Genomic DNA, 21465 nt, shown 5'->3' on the forward strand with positions numbered 1-21465 from the left:
GGAGACGCGCCGCCGGAGTCACAGCAGGCCGAGCGACCGCAGCACGCGGCGCTGCCCCGGCGTCGGCCCCGACGGCCAGTACACGTAACAGACCCCGCCCGTACCGCTCCTGACCCGGCCGCTCGCGTCGTAGCGCTTCGTCCTGAGCCAGATGTTCTCCCAGTCGCGCCGCCGGTAGACGCGGCGTACCGCCTCGTTGTCCGGGGACGCGGGGTCGTTGGCGATCACGTCACCTGCCGGGGTGAACCCGACCACCGTCATCAGGTGGCCCGCCGTCCCGTAGCCAGCCCCGGGCAGTTCCTCCTCCAGGAAGGACTGGGAGGTGATGACGGGGATTCCGGCGTGGACCAGCCGCTCCAGGTCGGTGAGCGAGCCGAGACGGGTGACGACCGCGTTGAGGTCCCGGTAGGTGGCGGCGTAGGCGGCGTTGAAGGGCCAGTTGCCGCAACCGCCGTACTGATGGTCGTACGTGTACCGGGCGGCATGGCAGACCTGGGGGTCGGGCAGGCCCGGCCGGACCCAGGCGAGGTCCTCGGCGGTGGGCTTGCGGCCCCAGTATTCGACGATCATCTGCGAGGAGGTGGGACTGCACCACGCCTCGCCGCCGTTGTCGTACTCGGGGTACTGGCCGATGTGGACGTTCTGCGAGTAGCGGGGGACCCGCAGTTCGCGGGCGTGGGCCGGGGTGGTCGCCGGGACCGTGAAGCGGTCGGGGACGGCGGAGGCCATCGCGCCGACGCGCCAGACCGTGGGGGTGAGGCGGGTGCCCGGGGTGCGGTACAGGGTGAGGCGGATGCGGTACGAAGCGAAACGTACGCCGCTCGCCGCGTCGTCGACGGAAAGGGTGTCGGTCCAGACCGAGCTGTACGGGTCCCCCTGGTCGTCCACCGATGTGCGGCGGATGTCGCCGTCGCCCGAGGCCCAGCGGCCCATCACGAACCAGGGGGTCGTCGTGCCGTCCGCGTAGTTGGCGCTCAGCTCGACCGCGATCCAGGTGCCCGTGGGCGTACGGGCGTTCCAGGAGGTGATCAGTTCGGTGGCGGGGGCGGCGGGGCGGTGGATCGGCGAGGTCCAGGTGGCGTACTCCCAGGCGGCCGTCCTGCCCGTGTGGGGGTCGGTGTGGTCGGTGCGGCCGACGGGGGTGGCGATGGCCAGGCCGGGGCGGGTGCCCGCAAGGACCCGGGTGCCGTCGCCGGAGCCCCAGCGCCAGTCGGTGTACGTGTGCCAGAAGCGGTTGTCCACGAGGGGTGCGGCTGCCTGGGGTGCGGAGGGCGTCGATGCGGGTGGCGGTGCGGCCGCCGCGGGTCCGGCTGCCGCCGCGGTGCCCGCGGCAGCAGCTGTCGCGAGTGCGGCGGTCAGGACGGCCCTGCGTGAGGTCGGACTGGTCATGAGCGAGACCCCCGGTCATGGGTGGGAGTGGGGCTGCGGATGCCGATCGGTGAGCCAACTATCCCGTCTCCCGGCTCGGTCGGGCCAGTGATTGCGCCTGCGCCGCGCCACCAATATGGGTCTGGACCACTGGCGTGACCTGCGGTGGGCCGGGCATGTCGGCTCCCGGCCCGTACCCTGGGGCCATGAACGACCTGGCCCGCCACGCCGCCACCCTGCGCTCGCTCCCCGCCTCCTGCGGGCCGGTCCGGCTCGTCGCGGTGGACGGGCACGCGGGGTCGGGCAAGAGCACGTTCGCCGGGCGGCTGGCAGAGGCCCTGGGCGGTGCGCCGGTGCTCCATCTGGACGATCTCGCCACCCACGAAGAGCTGTTCGGCTGGGTCGGGCGGCTGCGGGACCAGGTGCTCCTGCCCCTCGCGCGCGGCGAGGCCGCCCGGTACGCGCCGTACGACTGGACCGAGCGGCGCTTCGGCCCGGCCCGGACCCTGGAGCCGGCCCCGGTGGCCCTGGTCGAGGGCGTCGGCGCGGGCCGCCGGGAGGTGCGGCCGTGGCTGGCGGCGCTGTGCTGGATGGAGCTGGAGCGGGTGACCTCCTGGGGGCGCGGGAGGGCGCGGGACGGCGCGGGGCTCACGGAGTTCTGGGACGGGTGGACCGCCGCCGAGGAGGCGCACTTCGCCGAGGACCCTTCGCGCCCGTACGCCGATGTGCTGGTACGTCAGTTGCCCGAGGGGTACGCGTGGCAGGAGGGGCCCGGCGCGACAGCGGGAGCGAACCGATTCGTCACAGAGGGTAGGCAGCACGCTCCCCCGTACTGAGCAGTCGGAAATCAGTCCGTAAGTGCCTCAACTCGGCTTGACCGAGGGGCCGTACTGGTCTTACGTTCTCATTGTGCGGCTTTTCGGAGCCCCCGCAGACGCGAAGCCCCCGGTTGTTCCCCCGTGATCGGGGGCTTCGTTCTGCGCGCGCACCGCCGCCCGGCGACCACACAGAGCGACTCGCTCACTTTCGGTCACCGCCTGCCTGGTCCGCCGTTGACCGGCCTTCTCCCGCGTGCGCAGGTACGATGCCCCTCGGTGCGGTCAATTCCCTTCCTCCGCGCAGTGATTCGGCACGCTCAGGTGGGCATGCTGTGCGGGCGGGACATCCTGGGGGAACGGTTGGCGTGGGGGACCTGATGGACATCGGCACACCGGGCGCACAAGCCCCCGCCGACCTCGCCTGGCTGCGTGGCATGGACGCCTACACGATGGGCGCCTACCCGCAGGCCGAGGAGGAGTTCAGAGCTGCGGTACGGATCGATCCCGGCATGGCGGACGGCTGGCTCGGCCTCCACGCGCTGCGCATCGACACCGCCACCGCGCTCTTACGCATGTACCGGCACCGCGACCGCTTCGGCGAGCAGCGGGCCCGGCACCGCCGTCCGCTCAACTCCTGGTACTGGCTGGGCTGGTGGGTGCAGCCCCTGCTGGAGAGCCCGCGCGATCTGCTGCTCGCCCACGCCTCTCACTGGCTGGACGGGCGCCATGTGCCGGAGCTGGACCGGGCGTTGGCGGGGCTGCCGCCGGTGGACGCGGACCCGCAGGTGCGGTTCCTGCACGCCTGCCGCTCGTATCTGGTCAAGGACTGGGAGCAGCTGGTGCGCTACACCGAGCAGCTCGTCGACGATCCGATGCTCGGCATAGAGGCGGGCCTCTTCGGGGGCATGGCCCGGGTCCGGCTGGAGATGTACGGGCAGGCCGAACCGCTGCTCGCGGCCGCCCTGATGCGCTGTCGCAGCGAGCAGCCGCAGCGCAAGGAGCTGCGTTACTGGCTGGCGCGGGCCCACGAGGGAACCGGGCGCAGCGCGGCGGCGCTGCCGCTGTACCGGGCGGTGCACCGGGTCGACCCGGCGTTCATGGACACCTCGGCCCGCCTCGCGGCGCTCGTAGAGGGCGACGGGTACGACGACTCCGCCGACCTGACCCCCGTGATGCTGACCGGCTTCGGCTCGGGAGGCGTGGGAGGGGCGGGGACGGAGGCGCTCCCGGACGGCGACGCGAACCTGGGCACGGATCTGGTGGACGGCCGCGAGCCGTGGCCCATGGGCGACGCCGGGCTGCTCGGCGACGGCGACGACACCGTGACCTCGCCGGCCGCCCCCGTCGAGGGCGTACGCCGGACGAAGACCCGGAAGCCGCCGACCTTCCCGGCCGGGCCGAGCGATCCGGTCCTGCTGGCCGGGGCGCTGGCCCAACTGGAGCGCATGGTCGGTCTGGAGCCGGTGAAGCGGCAGGTGAAGGCGCTCTCCGCGCAGCTGAACATGGCCCGGCTGCGGGCCGAGCAGGGGCTCCCCGTCCAGCCGCCGAAGCGGCACTTCGTCTTCTCGGGCCCCTCCGGCACCGGCAAGACGACGGTGGCGCGCATCCTGGGCCGGGTCTTCTACGCGCTGGGGCTGCTCGGCGGCGACCATCTGATCGAGGCCCAACGCTCCGATCTGGTGGGCGAGTTCCTGGGCCAGACCGCGGTGAAGGCCAACGAGCTGATCGACTCGGCGCTCGGCGGGGTGCTCTTCGTCGACGAGGCGTACAGCCTGGCCAACTCCGGTTACAGCAAGGGCGATGCGTACGGCGACGAGGCCCTCCAGGTCCTCCTGAAGCGGGCCGAGGACAACCGGGATCATCTTGTCGTCATCCTCGCGGGCTACCCGGAAGGCATGGACCGGCTGCTCGCCACCAACCCGGGGCTCTCCTCCCGCTTCACCAGCCGGGTCGACTTCCCCAGCTACCGCCCGCTCGAACTCACCGCGATCGGCTCGGTGCTGGCCGCCGAGAACGACGACGTGTGGGACGAGGAGGCGGTCGACGAGCTGCGCTCCATCAGCGGCCATGTGGTGGACCAGGGCTGGATCGACGAGCTGGGCAACGGCCGCTTCCTGCGCACGCTCTACGAGAAGAGCTGCGCCTACCGCGATCTGCGGCTCTCCGGATACCCGGGGACGCTGAGCCGGGAGGACCTGTCCACGCTCCGGCTGCCGGACCTGATGCAGGCATACGGCGAGGTGCTGTCCGGGCGCGGCCCGGTGGGGCGGGGGAAGCAGGAGCCGGGCGGGGTGTGAGCCCCCGGAAGCGTAGCGCTGAGAGCGGTACGGGCCCGGGCGGGCCCGGAAGTCCCGGCCCGCCCGACCCCGTACGCCTCGGATCCGCCCCGCCCGAACCCGTCCGCATGGGATCCGGCCCCCCTCAGGAGACCAGCGCCCGGCCCTCCGGCCCCGCCGCGTCCACCGTGCGCAGGGGCACCGGCACCACCCGGTGGGCCGGGTCGCGGACCTCGCCCACCAGCGTCTCCAGGACGTCCTCCATCGCCACCAGGCCGAGGATGCGGCCCGAGCCGTCCGCGACCTGGGCCAGGTGCGTCGCGGCGCGGCGCATCACCGTCAGGGCGTCGTCGAGAGGGAGCTCGGCCCGTACGGTCGTCATCGGACGCCAGAGCTGCTGCGGGACCGCCCGGTCGGCGTCCTCCAGGTCCAGGACGTCCTTGACGTGCAGGTAGCCCATGAAGGGGCCTTCCCCGCCCTCCGCGCAGACGGGGAAGCGGGAGAAGCCGGTCCGCACCGTCAGCTCCTCGACCCGGCGCGGGGTCACCGACGGGTCCACGGTCACCAGGCCGGCCCGCTCCAGCAGGACGTCGGTGACCGGGCGGCTGCCCAGGACCAGGGCGTCCTCCAGGCGTTCCTGGGCGTCCGGGCCGAGCAGCCCGGCCTGGCCCGAGTCCTCGACCAGGCGGTTGAGCTGCTCGCTGGTGAAGACGGCCTCCACCTCGTCCTTCGGTTCGACGCCGAAGAGCCGGAGCACCAGGCCGGCGCAGGCGCCCAGCGCGGTGGTGACCGGACGGCACAGCCGGGCGAAGCCGACCAGGCCGGGGCTGAGCCGGAGCGCGGTGCGCTCCGGGGCGGCCATGGCGAGGTTCTTCGGGACCATCTCGCCGATGACCAGGTGCAGGACGACGACGAGCGCGAGCGCCAGCGCGAAGCCGAGCGGGTGGATGAGCCCTTCGGGGAGGTGGGCCAGATGGAAGACCGGCTCCAGGAGGCGGGCCACGGTCGGTTCGGCGACGGCTCCGAGGGTGAGGGAGCAGACGGTGATGCCGAACTGGGCGGCGGCCATCATCCGCGGCAGGTTCTCCAGCCCGTACAGGACGGTCCGGGCCCGGCTCGATCCCCGAGCGGCCAACGGTTCGATCTGGCTGCGGCGGACGGAGACGAGGGCGAACTCGGCGCCGACGAAGAAGCCGTTCGCCAGCACGAGGAAGGCGCCGAACACGAGTTGGAGCATGCTCATCGCACGGCCTCCAGCAGGACCGGGGCGGGCTCCTGCGGCTGCCCGCCGGGGGCTTGGGTGAAGCGGACCCTCTCCGCGCGGTTGAGGCCGACCTGGCGGACGGTGATCCGCCAGCCGGGCAGTTCGGCCTGGTCACCGGGGGCGGGGATGCGGCCCAGCAGGTCGGCGACGAGCCCGGCGACGGTCTCGTACGGCCCCTCCGGCAGCTCCAGGCCCGCCCGGCTCAGGGTGTGGACCCGGCAGCTGCCCTCGGCGTCCCAGACCGGGCGGCCGTCCTCGCCGGTGGCGGTGGTGAGTTCGGGGCGGTCGGAGCCCACCGCGTCGTGCTCGTCGCGGACCTCGCCGACGAGCTCCTCGATGATGTCCTCCAGGGTGACGACCCCGGCGGTGCCGCCGTACTCGTCGACCACGACGGCTATCGGCTGCCCGTGGCGCAGCCGCCGCAGCAGCCGCTCCACGGGCAGGGTCCCGGGCACCAGGAGCGGGGCGACGGCGATCCGGCCGGCCGGGGTGCGCAGCCGCTCGTGGGCGGGGACGGCGAGGGCGTCCTTGAGGTGGACCATGCCGATGACCTCGTCGATCCGGTCCCGGTAGACCGGGAAGCGGGAGAGGCCGGTTGCGCGGGTGAGGTTGAGGACGTCCTCGGCGGTCGCGGAGGAGTGCAGGGCGCTGACCTTCACCCGGGGGGTCATGACGTGCTGGGCGGTGAGCCCGGCCAGGGACAGGGTCCGTACGAAGAGGTCGGCGGTGTCCTGTTCCAGGGTGCCGGCCTCGGCGGAGTGGCGGGCCAGGGAGACCAGTTCGCCCGGGGTTCGGGCGGAGGCCAGCTCGTCGGTCGGCTCGACGCCGAAAAGCCGTACCAGCCGGTTGGCCAGCGTGTTCAGCGCGGTGATGGCGGGCCGCAGCAGGGTCGCGAAGCGGGCCTGCGGTCCGGCGACGAACCGGGCGACCTGGAGCGGCCGGGAGACCGCCCAGTTCTTGGGGACGAGTTCACCGACGACCATCTGCACGGCGGAGGCGAGCAGCATCCCGATGACGACACCGACGCCGGGGACCGCGCCCGCGGGCAGCCCGGTGGCGGTGAGGGGGCCGGCGAGCAGCTGGGCGAGGGCCGGTTCGGCGAGCATGCCGACGACCAGGGACGTGATGGTGATGCCGAGCTGGGTGCCGGAGAGCTGGAAGGAGAGTTCCCGCAGGGCGTCGACGACGGTGCGGGCCCGCCGGTCGCCCTCGGCGGCCGCGCGTTCGGCGTCGGGCCGGTCCACGGTGACGAGCCCGAATTCGGCTGCCACGAAGAACCCGTTGGCGAGGATGAGGAGGAAGGCCGCCGCGAGGAGCAGCAGAGGGGTGGTCATGAGGCCGCCGCCTCCGGGGAAGGGGCGGCGCAGGTACTACCGGACGATCCGTCCATTGCTGGAGGGAGTCACTCCTTGGGTCGCAGGAAGGCCCCGCGGGCCCCCACTGGGGCCGTGGAACGGGCGGGGCGGGGCGCACGGGGCGCCGCCGCCCACCAGAGTAGACAAATGGGCCCCGCGCGGCGGGGGTCTCCGCCGGTCAGGGGGTGTCGTCGCCGACGGCCGACCGGGACTCGGCGAGGGCGCGCAGGGCGCGGGCGTCGCGGATGGCCTGCTGCTTGGCCATGCCGGGCTGGATGCCGAGGGCGGGCATGCTGGTGCCGTCGCTGAGGTCGAGGAAGACCCAGGGGTCGCCGGACCGCAGGTTGACGCGGAGGATCTCCTCCCAGGCCAGCCTGCGGGTCCGGGTGATGTTGACGACGGTGACCCCGGTGTCGTCGGCGGTGACCCGGGGCCTGCTGAGCAGGGCCAGGACGCCGAGGAAGAGCGCGGCGACGAAGATGAAGGTGACCCGCTCCCCCGGGTTGAGCCGCTCCAGCATCAGCGCGATGACCGTGATGACGAGGAACATCGCCAGGCCCACGCTCAGCAGGACCACCCGGGTGAGAGTGGGCCGGAAGGTGACCGGGAGGGTGGGGAGTTCGGGCCGGGGCGCGGACATCGGGGTCTTCTCTCGGGTGTGCGGTGGCCGGGGCGCTCAGAGACGGCAGGCGTGGATGGCCGTGGTGAGGATGGCGCGGGCGCCGAGCTCGTACAGGTCGTCCATGATCCGCTGGGCCTCCTTGGCGGCGACCATGGAGCGCACGGCGACCCAGCCCTCGTGGTGCAGCGGGGAGATGGTCGGCGACTCCAGGCCCGGGGTGAGCGCGACGGCGCGCTCCAGGTGCTCCACGCGGCAGTCGTAGTCCATCATCACGTAGGACCGGGCGACCAGGACGCCCTGGAGGCGGCGCAGGAACTGCTGGACCTTGGGGTCGCCGGTCGGGGCGCCGTTGCGGCGGATCACGACGGCCTCGGAGGTCATGATCGGGTCGCCGATCACCTCGAGTCCGGCGTTGCGCATGCTGGTGCCGGTCTCCACGACGTCCGCGATGATCTGGGCGACGCCGAGCTCGATGGCGGTCTCGACCGCGCCGTCGAGGTGGACGATGGACGCCTTGACGCCGGCCTCGGTGAGGTGGGCGGCGACGATGCCCTCGTAGGAGGTGGCGATCGTCATGCCGTCGAAGTCCTGCGGGCCCGCGGCCGTGCCGGGCTTGGTGGCGTAGCGGAAGGTGGAGCGGGCGAAGCCGAGCTGGAGGATCTCCTCGGCGTCGGCGCCCGAGTCCAGCAGCAGGTCACGGCCGGTGATGCCGATGTCGAGCTTGCCGGAGCTGACGTAGATCGCGATGTCCCGGGGGCGGAGGTAGAAGAACTCGACCTCGTTCTCAGGGTCGACCAGGACGAGCTCCTTGGACTCCTTGCGCTGCTGGTAGCCCGCCTCATGGAGCATGGCCATCGCAGAGCCGGAGAGTGCACCCTTGTTGGGGACGGCGATGCGCAGCATGAGGTCAGGTTCCTTTGTGCGGAGGGAGAACAGGGGGAAGTGCGGTGCTCGGGCCGGACTCAGAGATGGGCGTAGACGTCGTCGAGGGAGATCCCGCGGGCGACCATCATCACCTGGACGTGGTAGAGCAGCTGCGAGATCTCCTCGGCAGCGGCCTCCTTGCCCTCGTACTCGGCGGCCATCCAGACCTCGGCGGCCTCCTCGACGACCTTCTTGCCGATGGCATGCACGCCCTTGTCCACCAGCTCGGCGGTGCGCGAGGTGGAGGGGTCGCCTTCGGCGGCCTTGAGCTGGAGCTCGGTGAAGAGCTCTTCGAAGGTTTTGTGTCCCATGATGGTCCTCAGAATACGGGGTCGCCGCGCGGTACTCAGCGCCAGGGTTCGCTGACGGTCCGCAGCGTGGCCGCGGTCGCCACGGCGGCGGTGACCGCTTCGTGCCCCTTGTCCTCGTTGGACCCCTCGATGCCCGCCCGGTCGAGCGCCTGCTCCTCGGTGTCACAGGTGAGGACGCCGAAGCCGACGGGGACGCCGGTGTCGACGGTGACCTGGGTGAGGCCCATGGTGACGCCCTGGGACACGTACTCGAAGTGGGGGGTGCCGCCCCGGATGATCACGCCGAGCGCGACGATCGCGTCGTAGCCGCGGCCGGCGAGTACCTTGGCGACGACGGGCAGCTCGAAGGAGCCCGGGACGCGGAGCAGCGTCGGCTCGTCGATGCCCAGCTCGTGCAGGGCGCGCAGGGCGCCGTCGACGAGGCCGTCCATGACCTTCTCGTGCCACTGGGCCGCGATGACGGCCACCCGGAGGTCGGCGCAGTTGCGTACGGACAGTTCGGGTGCACCCTTGCCGCTCATGGTTCTCCTGAAGCTCGTTGCGTAGAAGTGGTCGGTCGTTACCGGTCGGCCGTCGTCACTGGTTGGCGCAGGGCGACGCGGGGGCGCCGTCCAGCCAGGGCAGGTCGTGGCCCATGCGGTCGCGCTTGGTGCGCAGGTACCGCAGATTGTGCTCGCCGGCCTGCACGGGCATCGGTTCCCGGCCGGTGACGGCGAGCCCGTGGTGCAGGACGGCCGCGGTCTTGTCGGGGTTGTTGGTCATCAGCCGCAGGCTGCGTACGCCGAGGTCCTTGAGGATCTGTGCTCCCGCCGCGTAGTCGCGGGCGTCGGCGGGCAGGCCGAGCTCCACGTTGGCGTCGAGGGTGTCCACGCCGCGCTCCTGGAGTTCGTACGCGCGCAGCTTGGAGAGCAGGCCGATGCCGCGTCCCTCGTGGCCGCGGAGGTAGACGACGACGCCCCGGCCCTCCTCGGTGATGCGCCGCATGGAGGCGTGCAGCTGGGGGCCGCAGTCGCAGCGCTGGGACTGGAAGATGTCGCCGGTGAGGCACTCGGAGTGGATGCGGACGAGGATGTCCTCGCCGCCGCCCTCGGTGACGTCGCCGTGGACTAGGGCGACGTGCTCGACGCCGTCGACGGTGGAGCGGTAGCCGTACGCGGTGAAGTCGCCGAAGGCGGTGGGCAGCCGCGTGGCGGCCTCGCGGCGGACGGTCGGCTCGGCGCTGCGGCGGTAGGCGATCAGGTCCTCGATGGAGATGATCGTCAGGCCGTGCTTGCGGGCGAAGGGGATCAGCTCGGGCAGGCGCAGCATGGTGCCGTCCTCCCCCGCGATCTCCACGATGGCTCCGGCCGGGCGGAGTCCGGCGAGCTTGGCGAGGTCGACGGCGGCCTCGGTGTGGCCGTTGCGGACGAGGACGCCGCCGGAGCGGGCGCGCAGCGGGAAGATGTGGCCGGGGCGGACGAAGTCGCCGGGTCCGGCGACCCCGCCCGCGAGCATCCGCAGGGTGGTGGCGCGGTCGGCGGCGGAGATGCCGGTGGTGACGCCGTGGGCGGCGGAGGCGTCGACGGAGACGGTGAAGGCGGTCTGCATCGACTCGGTGTTGTCGGCGACCATCTGCGGGAGTTCGAGCCGCTCCAGCTCGTCACTCTCCATGGGTGCGCAGATCAGGCCGCGGCACTCGCTCATCATGAAGGCGACGATCTCCGGGGTCGCCATCTCGGCGGCGATGACGAGGTCGCCCTCGTTCTCGCGGTCCTCGTCGTCCACGACGACGACGGGCCGGCCGGCGGCGATGTCACGGATGGCCTGCTCGACGGGGTCCAGGGAGAGGTCCTCGGCGAGCGGGTCGTGGCCGGGGTGCAGCCAGGTGGGCTGAGCAGTCATGCCGTGGCTCCTTCCAGAGCGGGTGTCCGCGTACGCAGCCACCAGTCGCGCATGCCCCACAGGACGAGGGCGCCGTAGATGATGTAGACGAAGCCGGAGAAGGCGAAGCCGTTGGCGAAGTTCAGGGGGACGCCGACGAGGTCGACCAGGAGCCAGGCGAACCAGAACTCGACCATGCCGCGGGCCTGGGCGTACATCGCGACGATCGTGCCGACGAAGATGTACGCGTCCGGCCACGGGTCCCAGGAGAGCGACGGGACCAGGGTGAACAGGCCGCCGACTGCGAGGGTGCCGAGGGCCGCGGCGCCGATCAGCACACCGCGCTCGCGCCAGGTGGCGAAGCGGACGGCGAGGGAGCCGTCCTGGGCCTGCTGCTTGCCGCGGTTCCAGGACTGCCAGCCCCACAGGGCGACGACGATGACGACCAGCTGCTTGCCCGCGCTGCCGGAGAGGTGCGCGGAGGCGAAGGCGACGAAGAGGATGGCGCCGGCGAGGAGCTGGGCGGGCCAGGTCCAGATGGAGCGCCGCCAGCCGAGGGCCAGGGCGACCAGGCCGATGAGGTTGCCGATCATGTCGGCCCACTTGATGTGCTGGCCGAACACGGTGAAGGCCTCGGAGTTGAGCCAGGAGACGGCGTTCATCGCGGGTCCTGCCCGGGCCGGTCGCTTCCCGGCATCGGGTCCTGCCCGGACCGGTCCCCGAGCAGCCGTTCGACGTACTTGGCGATGACGTCCACCTCCAGGTTGACCGGGTCGCCGGGCTGCTTGTGGCCGAGCGTGGTCAGGGCGAGAGTGGTGGGGATGAGGCTGATGGTGAAGTAGTCGGCCGCCGCCTCGACGACGGTGAGGCTGACGCCGTCGACGGTGATGGAGCCCTTCTCGACGACGTACCGGGTCAGCTCGGGCGGCAGGGAGACCTTGACGATCTCCCAGTGCTCGGAGGGGGTGCGCTCGACGATGGTGCCGGTGCCGTCCACGTGCCCCTGCACGATGTGCCCGCCGAGCCGGCCGCCGAGCGCCATCGGGCGCTCCAGGTTGACGCGGGAGCCGGTGGTGAGGGCGCCGAGGCTGGAGCGCTTGAGGGTTTCGGCCATCACGTCGGCGGTGAACTCGCCGTCGCCGGTCTCCACGACGGTGAGGCAGACGCCGTTCACCGCGATGGAGTCGCCGTGCTTGGCGCCGTCGGTGACGAGGGGGCCGCGCAGCCGGAAGCGGGAGGCGTCGGCGAGGGGCTCGACGGCGGTGACCTCACCCAGTTCTTCGACAATTCCGGTGAACACTCAGTTTCCCTTCCGAGCAGGGGCGGGGGCGGCGGTGATGCGCAGATCGGGGCCGATGCGGACCGTCTCGGTCACATCGAGGCGCAACGCGCGGGAGATGGTGGTGATTCCGGCGTCGCCGAGGGCCGCGGGGCCCGCGCCGAGCAGGACCGGGGCGAGGTAGCCGACGACCTTGTCGACCTTTCCCGCGGCGACGAAGGCACCGGCGAGGGTGGGGCCGCCTTCGAGGAGTACGGAGAGGACGCCGCGCCCGTGCAGGGCGGCGAGGAGGGCGTCGAGGTCCAGGCCGGGGCCGGTGGCGGCGCGGGGCAGCCGCAGGACGGTGTCCTCGGGGAGGTGGCCGGCGGGTGCGTCCTCGGCGACCGCGATCAGGGTGGACGCGGTGTCGTCCAGGACCCGGGCGCCGGGCTTGACGGCCGTGGCGTTCGTGTCGACGACGACGCGCAGGGGCTGGGTGGCGCCGTCGATGCCGCGTACACCCAGCTGGGGGTCGTCGGCGCGGGCGGTGCCCGAGCCCACGATCACCGCGTCCGCCTCGGCGCGGAGCCGGTGGACGTCGGCGCGGGCCTCGGGCGAGGTGATCCAGCGGCTGGTGGTGTCGGCGGCGGCGATGCGGCCGTCGAGGGTGGCGGCGTACTTCCACAGGACGTACGGGCGGCCCAGGCGCACCGAGGTGAGCCAGGCGGCGTTGCCCGCCTCGGCCTGGTCGGCGAGGAGGCCCTGCTCGACCTGGACCCCGGCCGCGCGCAGGGTGTCGGCACCGCCGGTGGCCTGCGGGTTCGGGTCGCCGACCGCGTACACGACCCGGCTGATCCCGGCGTCCAGGAGGGCCTGGGCGCAGGGGCCGGTGCGGCCGGTGTGGTTACAGGGTTCGAGGGTGACGTAGGCGGTGCCGCCCCGGGCCCGCTCGCCGGCCGCGCGCAGGGCGTGGACCTCGGCGTGGGGCCCTCCGGCGCGCTGGTGGAAGCCTTCACCGGCCACGGCTCCGGAGGCGTCGGTGATCACACATCCGACGACCGGATTGGGGCTCGTGGAGCCGAGACCGCGGGCTGCGAGCGTGACGGCTCGGCCCATGGCGGTGATGTCGGCTGCGGTGGCCACCGGGTCCTCCTGCCTCTTTCGGGCACGGACTCCGGGGCCTGTCGATGACGACAGATGAAGCGGCTCACCAGGGGAAACGCCGAAAACCGAAGAAGGGACGCAGGGGTCCGGAGGAACCCGGCCATGCGTCCGCCTACGGCGGCGTACCGATGAAGAACCGCCGCGCACTGCCTCCCATCCGGACTTTAACCGTCGGTCCAGGAATCCCACCTGGTCAACCGGCCGCTGGCTGCGGACGGGTCGCGGACTATAACCGCCGGTTCGGAATTGCACCGACCCCGGAGTGCGCTGCTACTGGTACGGAACCAGTCTGCCACGGACGCTCCTCGGCCATGCGGGTGAGTGCTGTGGGCTGGGTCACAGGAGACTGGCGCATTCCCGCTCCGCCGGGTCGGCGGGAAATCGACGGAGGCGCCGACAACGTAGTCATTCGGAAAGTTGATCGCGAAAGGTCCAGACCTATTGACGCACTGGTCTAGTCCTCTTAATCTCTGCGTCACCTCCGAGGTTCGGTTCCCACGGTGTGCGCACACCGGGACCCCGATACGACCCACCCCTTTGCCAGTTGTGTTCTGCCGACCTCCCCAGGAGGAACGTCCACATGCTGTCCCCCACCCGAGCGAGAGCCACCCTCCTCGCCGCCGGCGCCGCCGTCGCCGGCCTGCTGACGACCTCCCTCGCCGCCACCCCGTCGGCCGCCGCAACCGACCACGAGTCCTGTCGCCCCGACGGGCTGTACAAGACCCCCGGCGTCGACACCCCGTACTGCACCGTCTACGACGGTGAGGGACGCGAGAAGATGGGCGCCGACCACAAGCGCCGTGTCATCGGCTACTTCACCAACTGGCGTACCGGCAAGGACGGCAAGGACGCCTACCTGGTCCCGAACATCCCCTGGGACAAGGTCACGCACCTCAACTACGCCTTCGCGCACGTCGACAGCTCCAACAAGCTCTCGGTCGGCCCCGACGGCGCCGACAACGCCTCCACCGGGATGACCTGGCCCGGTGTCGCGGGCGCCGAGATGGACCCGGCGCTCCCCTACAAGGGGCACTTCAACCTGCTGACCAAGTACAAGAAGCAGCACCCCGACGTGAAGACCCTGGTCTCCGTGGGCGGCTGGGCCGAGACCGGCGGCTACTTCGGTCCGGACGGCAAGCGCGTCAACTCCGGCGGCTTCTACTCGATGGCGACCAACGCCGACGGCTCGGTCAACCAGACCGGCATCGACACCTTCGCCGACTCGGCCGTGTCCTTCATCAAGAAGTACGGCTTCAACGGCGTCGACATCGACTACGAGTACGCGACGTCCATGAAGGACGCGGGCAACCCCATGGACCACACGCTGGCCAACGGCCGCCGCGCGGGCCTGGTGAAGGGCTACGACGCCCTGATGAAGACCCTGCGCGAGAAGCTGGACCGCGCGGGCGCCGCCGACGGCAAGCACTACCTGCTGACCGTCGCCGCCCCGTCCTCCGGCTACCTGCTGCGGGGCATGGAGACGTACCAGATGCAGAAGTACCTGGACTACGTCAACATCATGTCCTACGACCTGCACGGCGCCTGGAACGAGTACGTCGGCCCGAACGCCCAGCTGTTCGACGACGGCAAGGACAACGAACTGGCACAGGCCGGTGTCTACACCACCTCGCAGTACGGCGGGGTCGGCTACCTCAACACCGACTGGGCCTATCACTACTTCCGCGGCTCGATGCCGGCCGGCCGGATCAACATCGGCCTGCCGTACTACACCCGCGGCTTCCAGAACGTCCAGGGAGGCACCGACGGCCTCTGGGGCAAGGCGGCCACGACGAACTGCCCGGCGGGCGCCGGGCTGACCAAGTGCGGTGACGGCGCGGTCGGCATCGACAACCTGTGGCACGACAAGGACGACAACGGCAAGGAATCGCCGGCCGGTTCCAACCCGATGTGGCACGCGAAGAACCTGGAGAAGGGCATCGTCGGCGACTACCTCACCGACTACGGCTTCCCCGCGAACACCCAGCTGACCGGCACCTACGTCCGTAAGTACGACTCCACGCTGGTCGCCCCGTGGCTGTGGAACGCCCAGAAGAAGGTCTTCCTCTCCACCGAGGACGAGCAGTCGGTGAAGCGCAAGGCCGACTACGTGGTCGACAAGGGCATCGGCGGCACGATGATCTGGGAGCTGGCGGGCGACTACCGGTGGAACGCCGCGAAGGGCCAGTACGAGACCGGCAACACGCTGACCACCGCGATGTACGACGCCTTCAAGTCGGCGGCCCCGTACGGCGCGAAGCGCTCGACGGTCACCCTGCCCACCGAAGCCGTGAACATCGACGTCTCCTTCGGTCAGTTCGCCCTCGGTGACTCCAACTACCCGATCAGCCCGAAGCTGAAGATCACCAACCGGACCCAGGCCACGCTGCCCGGCGGTACGAAGTTCCAGTTCGACTACTCCACCTCCGCCCCGGCCAACGCCAAGGACCAGTCCGGCTTCGGTACGTCGATCGTCCGCAGCGACCACACGGCCGCCAACAACATCGGCGGGCTCAAGGGCCCCTACAACCGGGTCTCCCTGAAGCTCCCGGCCTGGCAGACGCTGGCCCCCGGCGCCTCGGTGGAGCTGGACTTCGTCTACTACCTGCCGACCTCCACCCCCTCCAACTGGACCGTGACCTTCGGCGGGAAGTCCTACTCCCTCGCCGGTGACCTGGCCCGCGGTACGACCCTGGTGGAGCCCGGCACCGGCACGAACCCGACGCCGACCCCGACGCCGACCGGCCCCACTCCGACGCCGACTCCGACCCCGACGCAGCCGGGCGGCACCTGCTCGGCCCCGGCGTGGAACGCGGCCACCGAGTACGGCGGCGGCTCCACCGTCAGCCAGGACGGCCGCCAGTGGAAGGCCTCGTGGTGGACGAAGGGCGAGAAGCCCGGCACCACCGGCGAGTGGGGCGTCTGGAAGGACCTCGGCGCCTGCTAGCTCCTGCACGGGGGTGAGCTCATCGCCCCTGTGACCTCCCCGCATCACACGTGAAGCCCCGGCGTCCACCGCCGGGGCTTCCCGCGCTCCCGCCGCGACCTGGTCCCGCCTCTGGCAGGCTGACCCCATGACGACGATTCTGGTCACCGGCGCCACCGGAACACTCGGCCGCCAGGTCGCCGAACGGCTGCGCACCGAAGGCGCCGACGTCCGTGGCCTCAGCCGCCGCTCCCCCTCGTACGCCGTCGATCTGCGGGACGGCAAGGGGCTCGACGCGGCGGTCGAAGGGGTGGACACGATCGTGCACTGCGCCACCTCCCCGCGTGGCGGCGACGACCGGGCGGCCGGGTATCTCATCGACGCCGCGCGGCAGGCCGGGGTCCCCCATCTTGTCTACATCTCGATCGTGGGCGTGGACCGGGTGCCGCTCGGCTACTACACGCTCAAGCGCCGGGTGGAGCGGATGATCGAGGACTCCGGGATGGGCGCGACCATCCAGCGGACCACGCAGTTCCACGACTTGGTCCTGTCCATCGTCTCCGGCGCGGCGAAGCTCCCCGTGCTGCCGGTGCCGGCCGGGGTGTCGGTCCAGCCCGTCGACAGCGGCGAGGTCGCCGGCCGGCTGGCCGCCCTCGCGCTCGGTGCTCCGGCGGGCCGGGCGCCGGACCTGGGCGGGCCCGAGGTCCGGGAGTTCACCGACCTCGCCGGGGCCTACCTCCGTGCGACGGAGCGCAGGCGGCGGGTGGTGCCGGTGCGGCTGGCGGGGAAGGCGTACGCGGGGTTCCGGGGCGGCGGCCATCTGAGCCCGGAGCACGCGGTAGGGACGGTGACGTTCGAGGAGTTCCTGGCCCGGCGGCATCGGCGTACGGGCTGAGCGCCGGCGGCTGTTACGGCGGGCTCAGCCGTACGGTTCCTCAGCCGCCCGGAGCGAACAGCGCGTCCTGCGCCGCGTCCCGGGCGGTGAGCAGCGCCCCGCGCAGCACGGCCCCGTCCCCCAGCGAGCCGGCCCGGACCTCGGTGCGCAGCGGCGACATCAGGGCGAGGCGCTCCTCGACCCGGGCGGCGAGCGGGGCCCCGCCGGCCTCGCCGACCGCGCCCGCCAGGAGGACGCAGCCGGGGTCCAGGACCGAGACGACGGCCGCGGCCCCGAGGGTGAGGCGGTCGGCCAGCTCGTCCAGGAACGGCTCCCCCCGCTTCCCCGTTGCCAGCGCGGCGCGTACGGCGGCCACGGCGGCGGTCTCCGAGGCCGCTCCACCGGGGAGCCCGATGCCGTGCCGGGCGGCGAGTTCGCAGACGGCCGCCGAGCCGGCCAGGGAGTAGAAGCCGCCTTCGCAGTCGACGGCCGAGGGTAGTCCGGCCACCCCGGGCACCGGCAGGAAGCCGATCTCCCCCGCGCCCCCGGAGGCGCCCTGCCGCAGCCTGCCGTCCAGCATGACGGCGGCCCCGATGCCCTGGCCCAGCCAGATCAGGACGAAGGTCTCGCGGTCCAGGGCGGCCCCGGCGCGGTGTTCCGCGACGGCGGCGAGGTTGGTCTCGTTCTCGACGAGCACGGTCGCCGGCAGCCGCTGCTGGAGCACCCGGACCAGGCCCCGGTGCCAGGCGGGCAGTCCGGAGCTGTCGCGCAGTTCGCCGGTGGTCGGATCGATCAGGCCGGGGGCCCCGATGCCGACGCTGTGCAGCGGCACGGACCCCGCCTCGCGGGCCGTGCGCTCCAGGAGGGCGACGGCCTGTTCGACGGCGGGCCCGGTCCCGGTGCCGCTGTCGATGGGCAGGGTGGCCTCCGCGAGCGTGGCCCCCAGCAGGTCGGCGACCACCACGGAGACGCTGCCCGTGCGGACGTCGAGGGCGGCGAGGTGGGCCCGGTCGGCGACGATCCCGTACAGCTTGGCGTTGGGACCCCGTCGGACGACGCCGGACTCGCCGACGACGTGGAGCAGCCCGGCGCCCTGGAGCCGTTCGACCAGGTCGGCGACGGTGGGGCGGGAGAGTCCGGTCAGGGTCTTCAGCTGGGTGGCCGTCAACGGGCCGTGCTGCTGGAGCAGTTGCAGGGCGAGCCGGTCGTTGATGGCCCGAGCCGTGCTCGGTGATGCGGGCATACCGGGATCCTCCCAGACCACTGCGGAGCCTGTTTCCCGGGTCGGTGTCGGGAGCGGCCCGAAAGAACTATTTATCAGGCAGGGTTCCTGATAGTTTACCCGACGCAGTGAGGAGCGGGAGCGCCGGGAAGGGCCTGCGCACCCGCACCGTCGATCCTCAGGGGAGGGCACGACCGCATGACGAAGGAACCGACCGCCACGGTCCACACCACCTACAGCATGGAGCAGGTGAGACGGGCCAGGGTCGCCGTCGCCACCGTCTTCGCGGTGCACGGGGCGGTGACCGGCAGCTTCGCGACCCGGGTGCCCTGGATCCAGGACCACGCCGGGGTGAGCGCGGGCCAGCTGGGCCTCGCGCTGGCCTTCCCGGCGATCGGCGCCTCGATCGCGATGCCGCTGGCGGGCCGGATCAGCCACCGCTACGGGGCGCGGACCGCCTTGCGAGGGCTGCTCGCCCTGTGGACGCTGGCGCTGGTCCTGCCCGCGCTGGCGCCGAACCTGCTGACGCTGTGCGCCGTCCTGTTCGTCTACGGCGCCACGGCCGGAATGTCCGACGTGGCGATGAACGCGCTGGGCGTGGAGGTGGAGAACCGTCTCGACAAGTCGATCATGTCGGGGCTGCACGGGATGTGGAGCGTGGGTGCGCTGATCGGTTCGGCGGCCGGCACGGTCGCCGCCCATGTGGGCGCCGACGCCCGTCTCCACCACACGCTCGCCGCGCTGGTGCTGACGGCGCTGGGGCTGCTCGCCTGCCGGGGCGTGCTGGACCTGCGCAGCGAGCCGGACGAGGAGCCGCCGCCGCGCTTCACCCTGCCGCCGAAGTCGGCGCTGATCATCGGAGCCGTCGGGTTCTGCGCGGTGTTCGCGGAGGGCGCCAGCCTGGACTGGTCGGCGGTCTACCTGCGGGACATCCTGGGCAGCTCGGACGGTGTCGCGGCCGCCTCCACCACGGCTTTCGCCCTGACGATGGCGGTGGCGCGGCTCGCCGGGGACCGGATCGTGGACCGGTTCGGCGCGGTGCGGACCGTACGGGTGGGAGGGACTCTGGCCACCCTGGGCGGGCTGCTCGTGGTGTTCTCGCCCTCCCCCGCGGCGGCGATGGGCGGCTTCGGGCTGCTGGGCCTGGGCGTGGCGGTCGTGGTGCCGCTGGCCTTCGCGGCGGCCGGGCGCAGCGGGCCGAACCCGAGCCAGGCCATCGCGGGCGTCGCCACCATCACGTACACCTCCGGCCTGATCGCCCCCTCCGCGATCGGTGCACTGGCGGAGACGACCTCGCTGGTGGTGTCCTTCGGCGTGGTGACCGCGCTGGCCTTCGGCCTGGTCGTGGGGGCCGGGGTCCTGCGGGCGGGCGACCGGAAGGTCACCGGCTCCGGCGCGACGCTGGGCGGTGCGGCGGCGAAGAGCCCGGCGGGAAGCTGAGCCTCCCGGACGCCGAGGCTCCCCGCCGCACCACTACCATGGCGCTGATCTTTTCCGCAGGTGAACACCGAACACCGGGTCACAGACCGGCCGGCACACCGAGCAGACCTTCAGGGAGCAACCATGAGCCTCGGCGTGCGCTGGACCTTGCACGGCGACGGGAAGACCCCCGCCCCCGGGGCGGTGGTCCGCCCCGACGAGCGGCTCTCCTGGCCCCGTACGTTCGGACTCGGCGCCCAGCATGTGGTGGCGATGTTCGGGGCGTCGTTCGTCGCGCCGGTCCTGATGGGACTAGACCCGAACCTCGCGATCATGATGTCCGGGGTCGCGACCGTGATCTTCCTGCTGGCCACCAAGGGCCGGGTGCCCAGCTATCTGGGGTGCTCGCTCTCCTTCGTCGGGGTCGCGGCCACCATCCGGGCGAGCGGCGGTGACAGCGCGACCGTCACGGGTGCGGTGCTGGTGGTCGGCGCGGCGCTGTTCCTGGTGGGGCTCGCGGTGCAGCGGTTCGGCGCGCGGATCATCCATGCGGCGATGCCGCCGGTGGTGACCGGTGCGGTGGTGATGCTGATCGGCTTCAACCTGGCGCCGGTGACCGCGTCCACCTACTGGCCGCAGGACCAGTGGACCGCGCTGCTGGTGATGCTCTTCACCGGCCTGGCCGTGGTGTGCCTGCGCGGCTTCCTCTCCCGAATCGCGATCTTCCTCGGCCTGGTCTTCGGCTACCTGCTCTCCTGGCTGCTGGACCTGGTGTTCGGCAAGATCCACTCCCCGGCGGGCGGGGCGGAGGCCGTCGACCACTGGCGCCTCGACCTCTCGGGGGTGGGCGCGGCGGACTGGATCGGGCTGCCGTCCTTCCACGCCCCGGCCTTCGAGTGGTCCGCGATCCTGGTGGCCCTGCCCGTGGTGATCGCGCTGGTCGCGGAGAACGCGGGCCATGTGAAGGCCGTGGGCGAGATGACCGGCGACTCGCTGGACGACAAGCTCGGCACCGCCATCGCGGCGGACGGCGCGGCGTCGATGCTCTCCACCGCCGTGGGCGGCCCGCCCAACACCACGTACTCCGAGAACATCGGCGTGATGGCCGCGACCCGGGTCTACTCCACGGCGGCCTACTGGGCGGCGGCCAGCTTCGCCCTGCTCTTCGGCCTCTGCCCCAAGTTCGGCGCGGTCGTCGCCGCGATCCCGGGCGGGGTGCTCGGCGGGATCACCGTGATCCTGTACGGGATGATCGGCCTGCTCGGTGCCCAGATCTGGCTCAACGGCCGGGTGGACCTGCGCAATCCGCTCAACCTGGTCCCGGCAGCGGCGGGCATCATCATCGGCGTCGGCGGGGTCACCCTGAAGATCACGGACAACTTCGAGCTGGGCGGCATCGCGCTCGGCACCCTCGTCGTGATCACCGGTTACCACGTACTGCGCGCCTTCGCCCCGGCCCACCTCAAGACCCAGGAACCACTGCTGGACTCCGGCACGTCGGCGTACGACGAGGAGCCCGGCGACGGGGAGCCGGGGCCAGGGAAGGCCTGAGCCCGACCGGGCTCAGCCGGTGGCCGGCCCGTGGGCGTACGCCGGGGAGAAGGCGCCCGGTGCGGCCGTGCAGCCGTCGGACTCGCCCGGCAGCCTCACCCAGAGGCATGCGTCGATGAGGCGCCCGCCGGCCTGCGTGGACAACCCGGGGGAGGTCGCCGGGGGCGGTCCGAGGCGTCACCCGGGTCGCGGCCGCCGCCGCCGGGCGGATCCCGGTGCTCGTCCGTACGCCATACCCGACCGGGACTGCGGCGGG

18 protein-coding genes and 1 riboswitch are annotated in these 21465 nt (G+C 72.2%); of the genes, 6 read left to right on the plus strand and 12 right to left on the minus strand.

Features of this window, described 5'->3' with window-relative positions:
- Nucleotides 1–18 precede the first annotated feature (18 nt).
- The gene (locus AMK21_RS28675) at nt 19–1389 is read right to left on the minus strand and encodes a peptidase C39 family protein (RefSeq protein ID WP_073882070.1); all 1371 of its coding nucleotides are present in this window, start codon (nt 1387–1389) and stop codon (nt 19–21) included.
- Between the two features lie 185 nt (nt 1390–1574).
- Between AMK21_RS28675 and AMK21_RS28680 the strand changes: the two genes are divergently transcribed.
- Both AMK21_RS28680 and AMK21_RS28685 read left to right on the plus strand, forming a co-directional pair.
- Complete coding sequence (locus AMK21_RS28680) at nt 1575–2204, plus strand: uridine kinase family protein (RefSeq protein WP_073882071.1); 630 nt, start codon at nt 1575–1577, stop codon at nt 2202–2204.
- Between the two features lie 359 nt (nt 2205–2563).
- Nucleotides 2564–4483, plus strand: a complete 1920-nt coding sequence (locus tag AMK21_RS28685) for an AAA family ATPase (RefSeq protein ID WP_073882122.1) — start codon at nt 2564–2566, stop codon at nt 4481–4483.
- A gap of 124 nt (nt 4484–4607) precedes the next feature.
- Here the strand turns inward: AMK21_RS28685 and AMK21_RS28690 are convergent, their stop codons facing one another.
- The 10 genes from AMK21_RS28690 to ribD form a co-directional block, all read right to left on the minus strand.
- Entirely contained in the window at nt 4608–5705 is a 1098-nt protein-coding gene (locus AMK21_RS28690) for a hemolysin family protein (protein ID WP_073882072.1), read from the minus strand.
- Nucleotides 5702–7060 carry a hemolysin family protein gene (locus AMK21_RS28695; protein ID WP_073882073.1) on the minus strand — a complete coding sequence of 453 codons (1359 nt, stop codon included), beginning with the start codon at nt 7058–7060 and terminating at the stop codon, nt 5702–5704. Before AMK21_RS28695 ends, AMK21_RS28690 begins: the two co-directional genes overlap by 4 nt.
- Nucleotides 7061–7259: 199 nt before the next feature.
- Complete coding sequence (locus tag AMK21_RS28700) at nt 7260–7721, minus strand: PH domain-containing protein (RefSeq protein WP_073882074.1); 462 nt, start codon at nt 7719–7721, stop codon at nt 7260–7262.
- 36 nt (nt 7722–7757) lie between these two features.
- On the minus strand, nt 7758–8606 hold the full coding sequence (gene hisG / locus AMK21_RS28705) for an ATP phosphoribosyltransferase (RefSeq protein ID WP_073882075.1): 849 nt from the start codon (nt 8604–8606) through the stop codon (nt 7758–7760).
- Nucleotides 8607–8665: 59 nt separating this feature from the next.
- Nucleotides 8666–8938, minus strand: coding sequence for a phosphoribosyl-ATP diphosphatase (locus AMK21_RS28710; protein ID WP_073882076.1), 273 nt, complete (start codon nt 8936–8938; stop codon nt 8666–8668).
- A 35-nt stretch (nt 8939–8973) separates the two neighbouring features.
- On the minus strand, nt 8974–9459 hold the full coding sequence (gene ribH, locus AMK21_RS28715; protein WP_015607322.1) for a 6,7-dimethyl-8-ribityllumazine synthase: 486 nt from the start codon (nt 9457–9459) through the stop codon (nt 8974–8976).
- A gap of 55 nt (nt 9460–9514) precedes the next feature.
- A complete protein-coding gene (locus AMK21_RS28720; protein WP_073882077.1) occupies nt 9515–10819 on the minus strand; it encodes a bifunctional 3,4-dihydroxy-2-butanone-4-phosphate synthase/GTP cyclohydrolase II in 1305 nt (434 codons plus the stop codon).
- Nucleotides 10816–11460, minus strand: coding sequence for a nicotinamide mononucleotide transporter family protein (locus AMK21_RS28725; protein ID WP_073882078.1), 645 nt, complete (start codon nt 11458–11460; stop codon nt 10816–10818). Before AMK21_RS28725 ends, AMK21_RS28720 begins: the two co-directional genes overlap by 4 nt.
- The gene (locus tag AMK21_RS28730) at nt 11457–12098 is read right to left on the minus strand and encodes a riboflavin synthase (protein ID WP_073882079.1); all 642 of its coding nucleotides are present in this window, start codon (nt 12096–12098) and stop codon (nt 11457–11459) included. The genes AMK21_RS28725 and AMK21_RS28730 overlap by 4 nt, the downstream gene beginning before the upstream one ends.
- Nucleotides 12099–13199, minus strand: a complete 1101-nt coding sequence (gene ribD / locus AMK21_RS28735; protein ID WP_073882080.1) for a bifunctional diaminohydroxyphosphoribosylaminopyrimidine deaminase/5-amino-6-(5-phosphoribosylamino)uracil reductase RibD — start codon at nt 13197–13199, stop codon at nt 12099–12101.
- A 160-nt stretch (nt 13200–13359) separates the two neighbouring features.
- Nucleotides 13360–13490, minus strand: a riboswitch (FMN riboswitch).
- Between the two features lie 310 nt (nt 13491–13800).
- Between ribD and AMK21_RS28740 the strand changes: the two genes are divergently transcribed.
- Nucleotides 13801–16164: a chitinase C-terminal domain-containing protein gene (locus AMK21_RS28740; protein WP_073882081.1), complete on the plus strand. Its 2364-nt coding sequence runs from the start codon at nt 13801–13803 to the stop codon at nt 16162–16164.
- 127 nt (nt 16165–16291) lie between these two features.
- Nucleotides 16292–17038, plus strand: coding sequence for an SDR family oxidoreductase (locus AMK21_RS28745; RefSeq protein WP_073882082.1), 747 nt, complete (start codon nt 16292–16294; stop codon nt 17036–17038).
- Between the two features lie 40 nt (nt 17039–17078).
- Here the strand turns inward: AMK21_RS28745 and AMK21_RS28750 are convergent, their stop codons facing one another.
- The gene (locus AMK21_RS28750; protein WP_073882083.1) at nt 17079–18260 is read right to left on the minus strand and encodes an ROK family transcriptional regulator; all 1182 of its coding nucleotides are present in this window, start codon (nt 18258–18260) and stop codon (nt 17079–17081) included.
- A 177-nt stretch (nt 18261–18437) separates the two neighbouring features.
- On the opposite strand from AMK21_RS28750, the gene AMK21_RS28755 reads away from it, so the two are divergent.
- Nucleotides 18438–19679 (plus strand): MFS transporter, encoded by a 1242-nt coding sequence (locus AMK21_RS28755; RefSeq protein WP_073882084.1) that lies wholly within the window; start codon nt 18438–18440, stop codon nt 19677–19679.
- Nucleotides 19680–19802: 123 nt separating this feature from the next.
- Nucleotides 19803–21209, plus strand: a complete 1407-nt coding sequence (locus AMK21_RS28760) for a uracil-xanthine permease family protein (protein ID WP_073882085.1) — start codon at nt 19803–19805, stop codon at nt 21207–21209.
- Nucleotides 21210–21465: the final 256 nt, after the last annotated feature.

Origin of the sequence: Streptomyces sp. CB00316, assembly GCF_001905595.1 — a bacterium.
Classification (GTDB): Bacteria; Actinomycetota; Actinomycetes; order Streptomycetales; family Streptomycetaceae; genus Streptomyces.

Bases quoted from the DNA above. Each gene is read 5' to 3' on its own strand.
- AMK21_RS28675 (WP_073882070.1), bottom strand. From the start codon at position 1,389: ATGACCAGTCCGACCTCACGCAGGGCCGTCCTGACCGCCGCACTCGCG.
- AMK21_RS28680 (WP_073882071.1), top strand. From the start codon at position 1,575: ATGAACGACCTGGCCCGCCACGCCGCCACCCTGCGCTCGCTCCCCGCC.
- AMK21_RS28685 (WP_073882122.1), top strand. From the start codon at position 2,564: ATGGACATCGGCACACCGGGCGCACAAGCCCCCGCCGACCTCGCCTGG.
- AMK21_RS28690 (WP_073882072.1), bottom strand. From the start codon at position 5,705: ATGAGCATGCTCCAACTCGTGTTCGGCGCCTTCCTCGTGCTGGCGAAC.
- AMK21_RS28695 (WP_073882073.1), bottom strand. From the start codon at position 7,060: ATGACCACCCCTCTGCTGCTCCTCGCGGCGGCCTTCCTCCTCATCCTC.
- AMK21_RS28700 (WP_073882074.1), bottom strand. From the start codon at position 7,721: ATGTCCGCGCCCCGGCCCGAACTCCCCACCCTCCCGGTCACCTTCCGG.
- hisG (WP_073882075.1), bottom strand. From the start codon at position 8,606: ATGCTGCGCATCGCCGTCCCCAACAAGGGTGCACTCTCCGGCTCTGCG.
- AMK21_RS28710 (WP_073882076.1), bottom strand. From the start codon at position 8,938: ATGGGACACAAAACCTTCGAAGAGCTCTTCACCGAGCTCCAGCTCAAG.
- ribH (WP_015607322.1), bottom strand. From the start codon at position 9,459: ATGAGCGGCAAGGGTGCACCCGAACTGTCCGTACGCAACTGCGCCGAC.
- AMK21_RS28720 (WP_073882077.1), bottom strand. From the start codon at position 10,819: ATGACTGCTCAGCCCACCTGGCTGCACCCCGGCCACGACCCGCTCGCC.
- AMK21_RS28725 (WP_073882078.1), bottom strand. From the start codon at position 11,460: ATGAACGCCGTCTCCTGGCTCAACTCCGAGGCCTTCACCGTGTTCGGC.
- AMK21_RS28740 (WP_073882081.1), top strand. From the start codon at position 13,801: ATGCTGTCCCCCACCCGAGCGAGAGCCACCCTCCTCGCCGCCGGCGCC.
- AMK21_RS28745 (WP_073882082.1), top strand. From the start codon at position 16,292: ATGACGACGATTCTGGTCACCGGCGCCACCGGAACACTCGGCCGCCAG.
- AMK21_RS28750 (WP_073882083.1), bottom strand. From the start codon at position 18,260: ATGCCCGCATCACCGAGCACGGCTCGGGCCATCAACGACCGGCTCGCC.
- AMK21_RS28755 (WP_073882084.1), top strand. From the start codon at position 18,438: ATGACGAAGGAACCGACCGCCACGGTCCACACCACCTACAGCATGGAG.
- AMK21_RS28760 (WP_073882085.1), top strand. From the start codon at position 19,803: ATGAGCCTCGGCGTGCGCTGGACCTTGCACGGCGACGGGAAGACCCCC.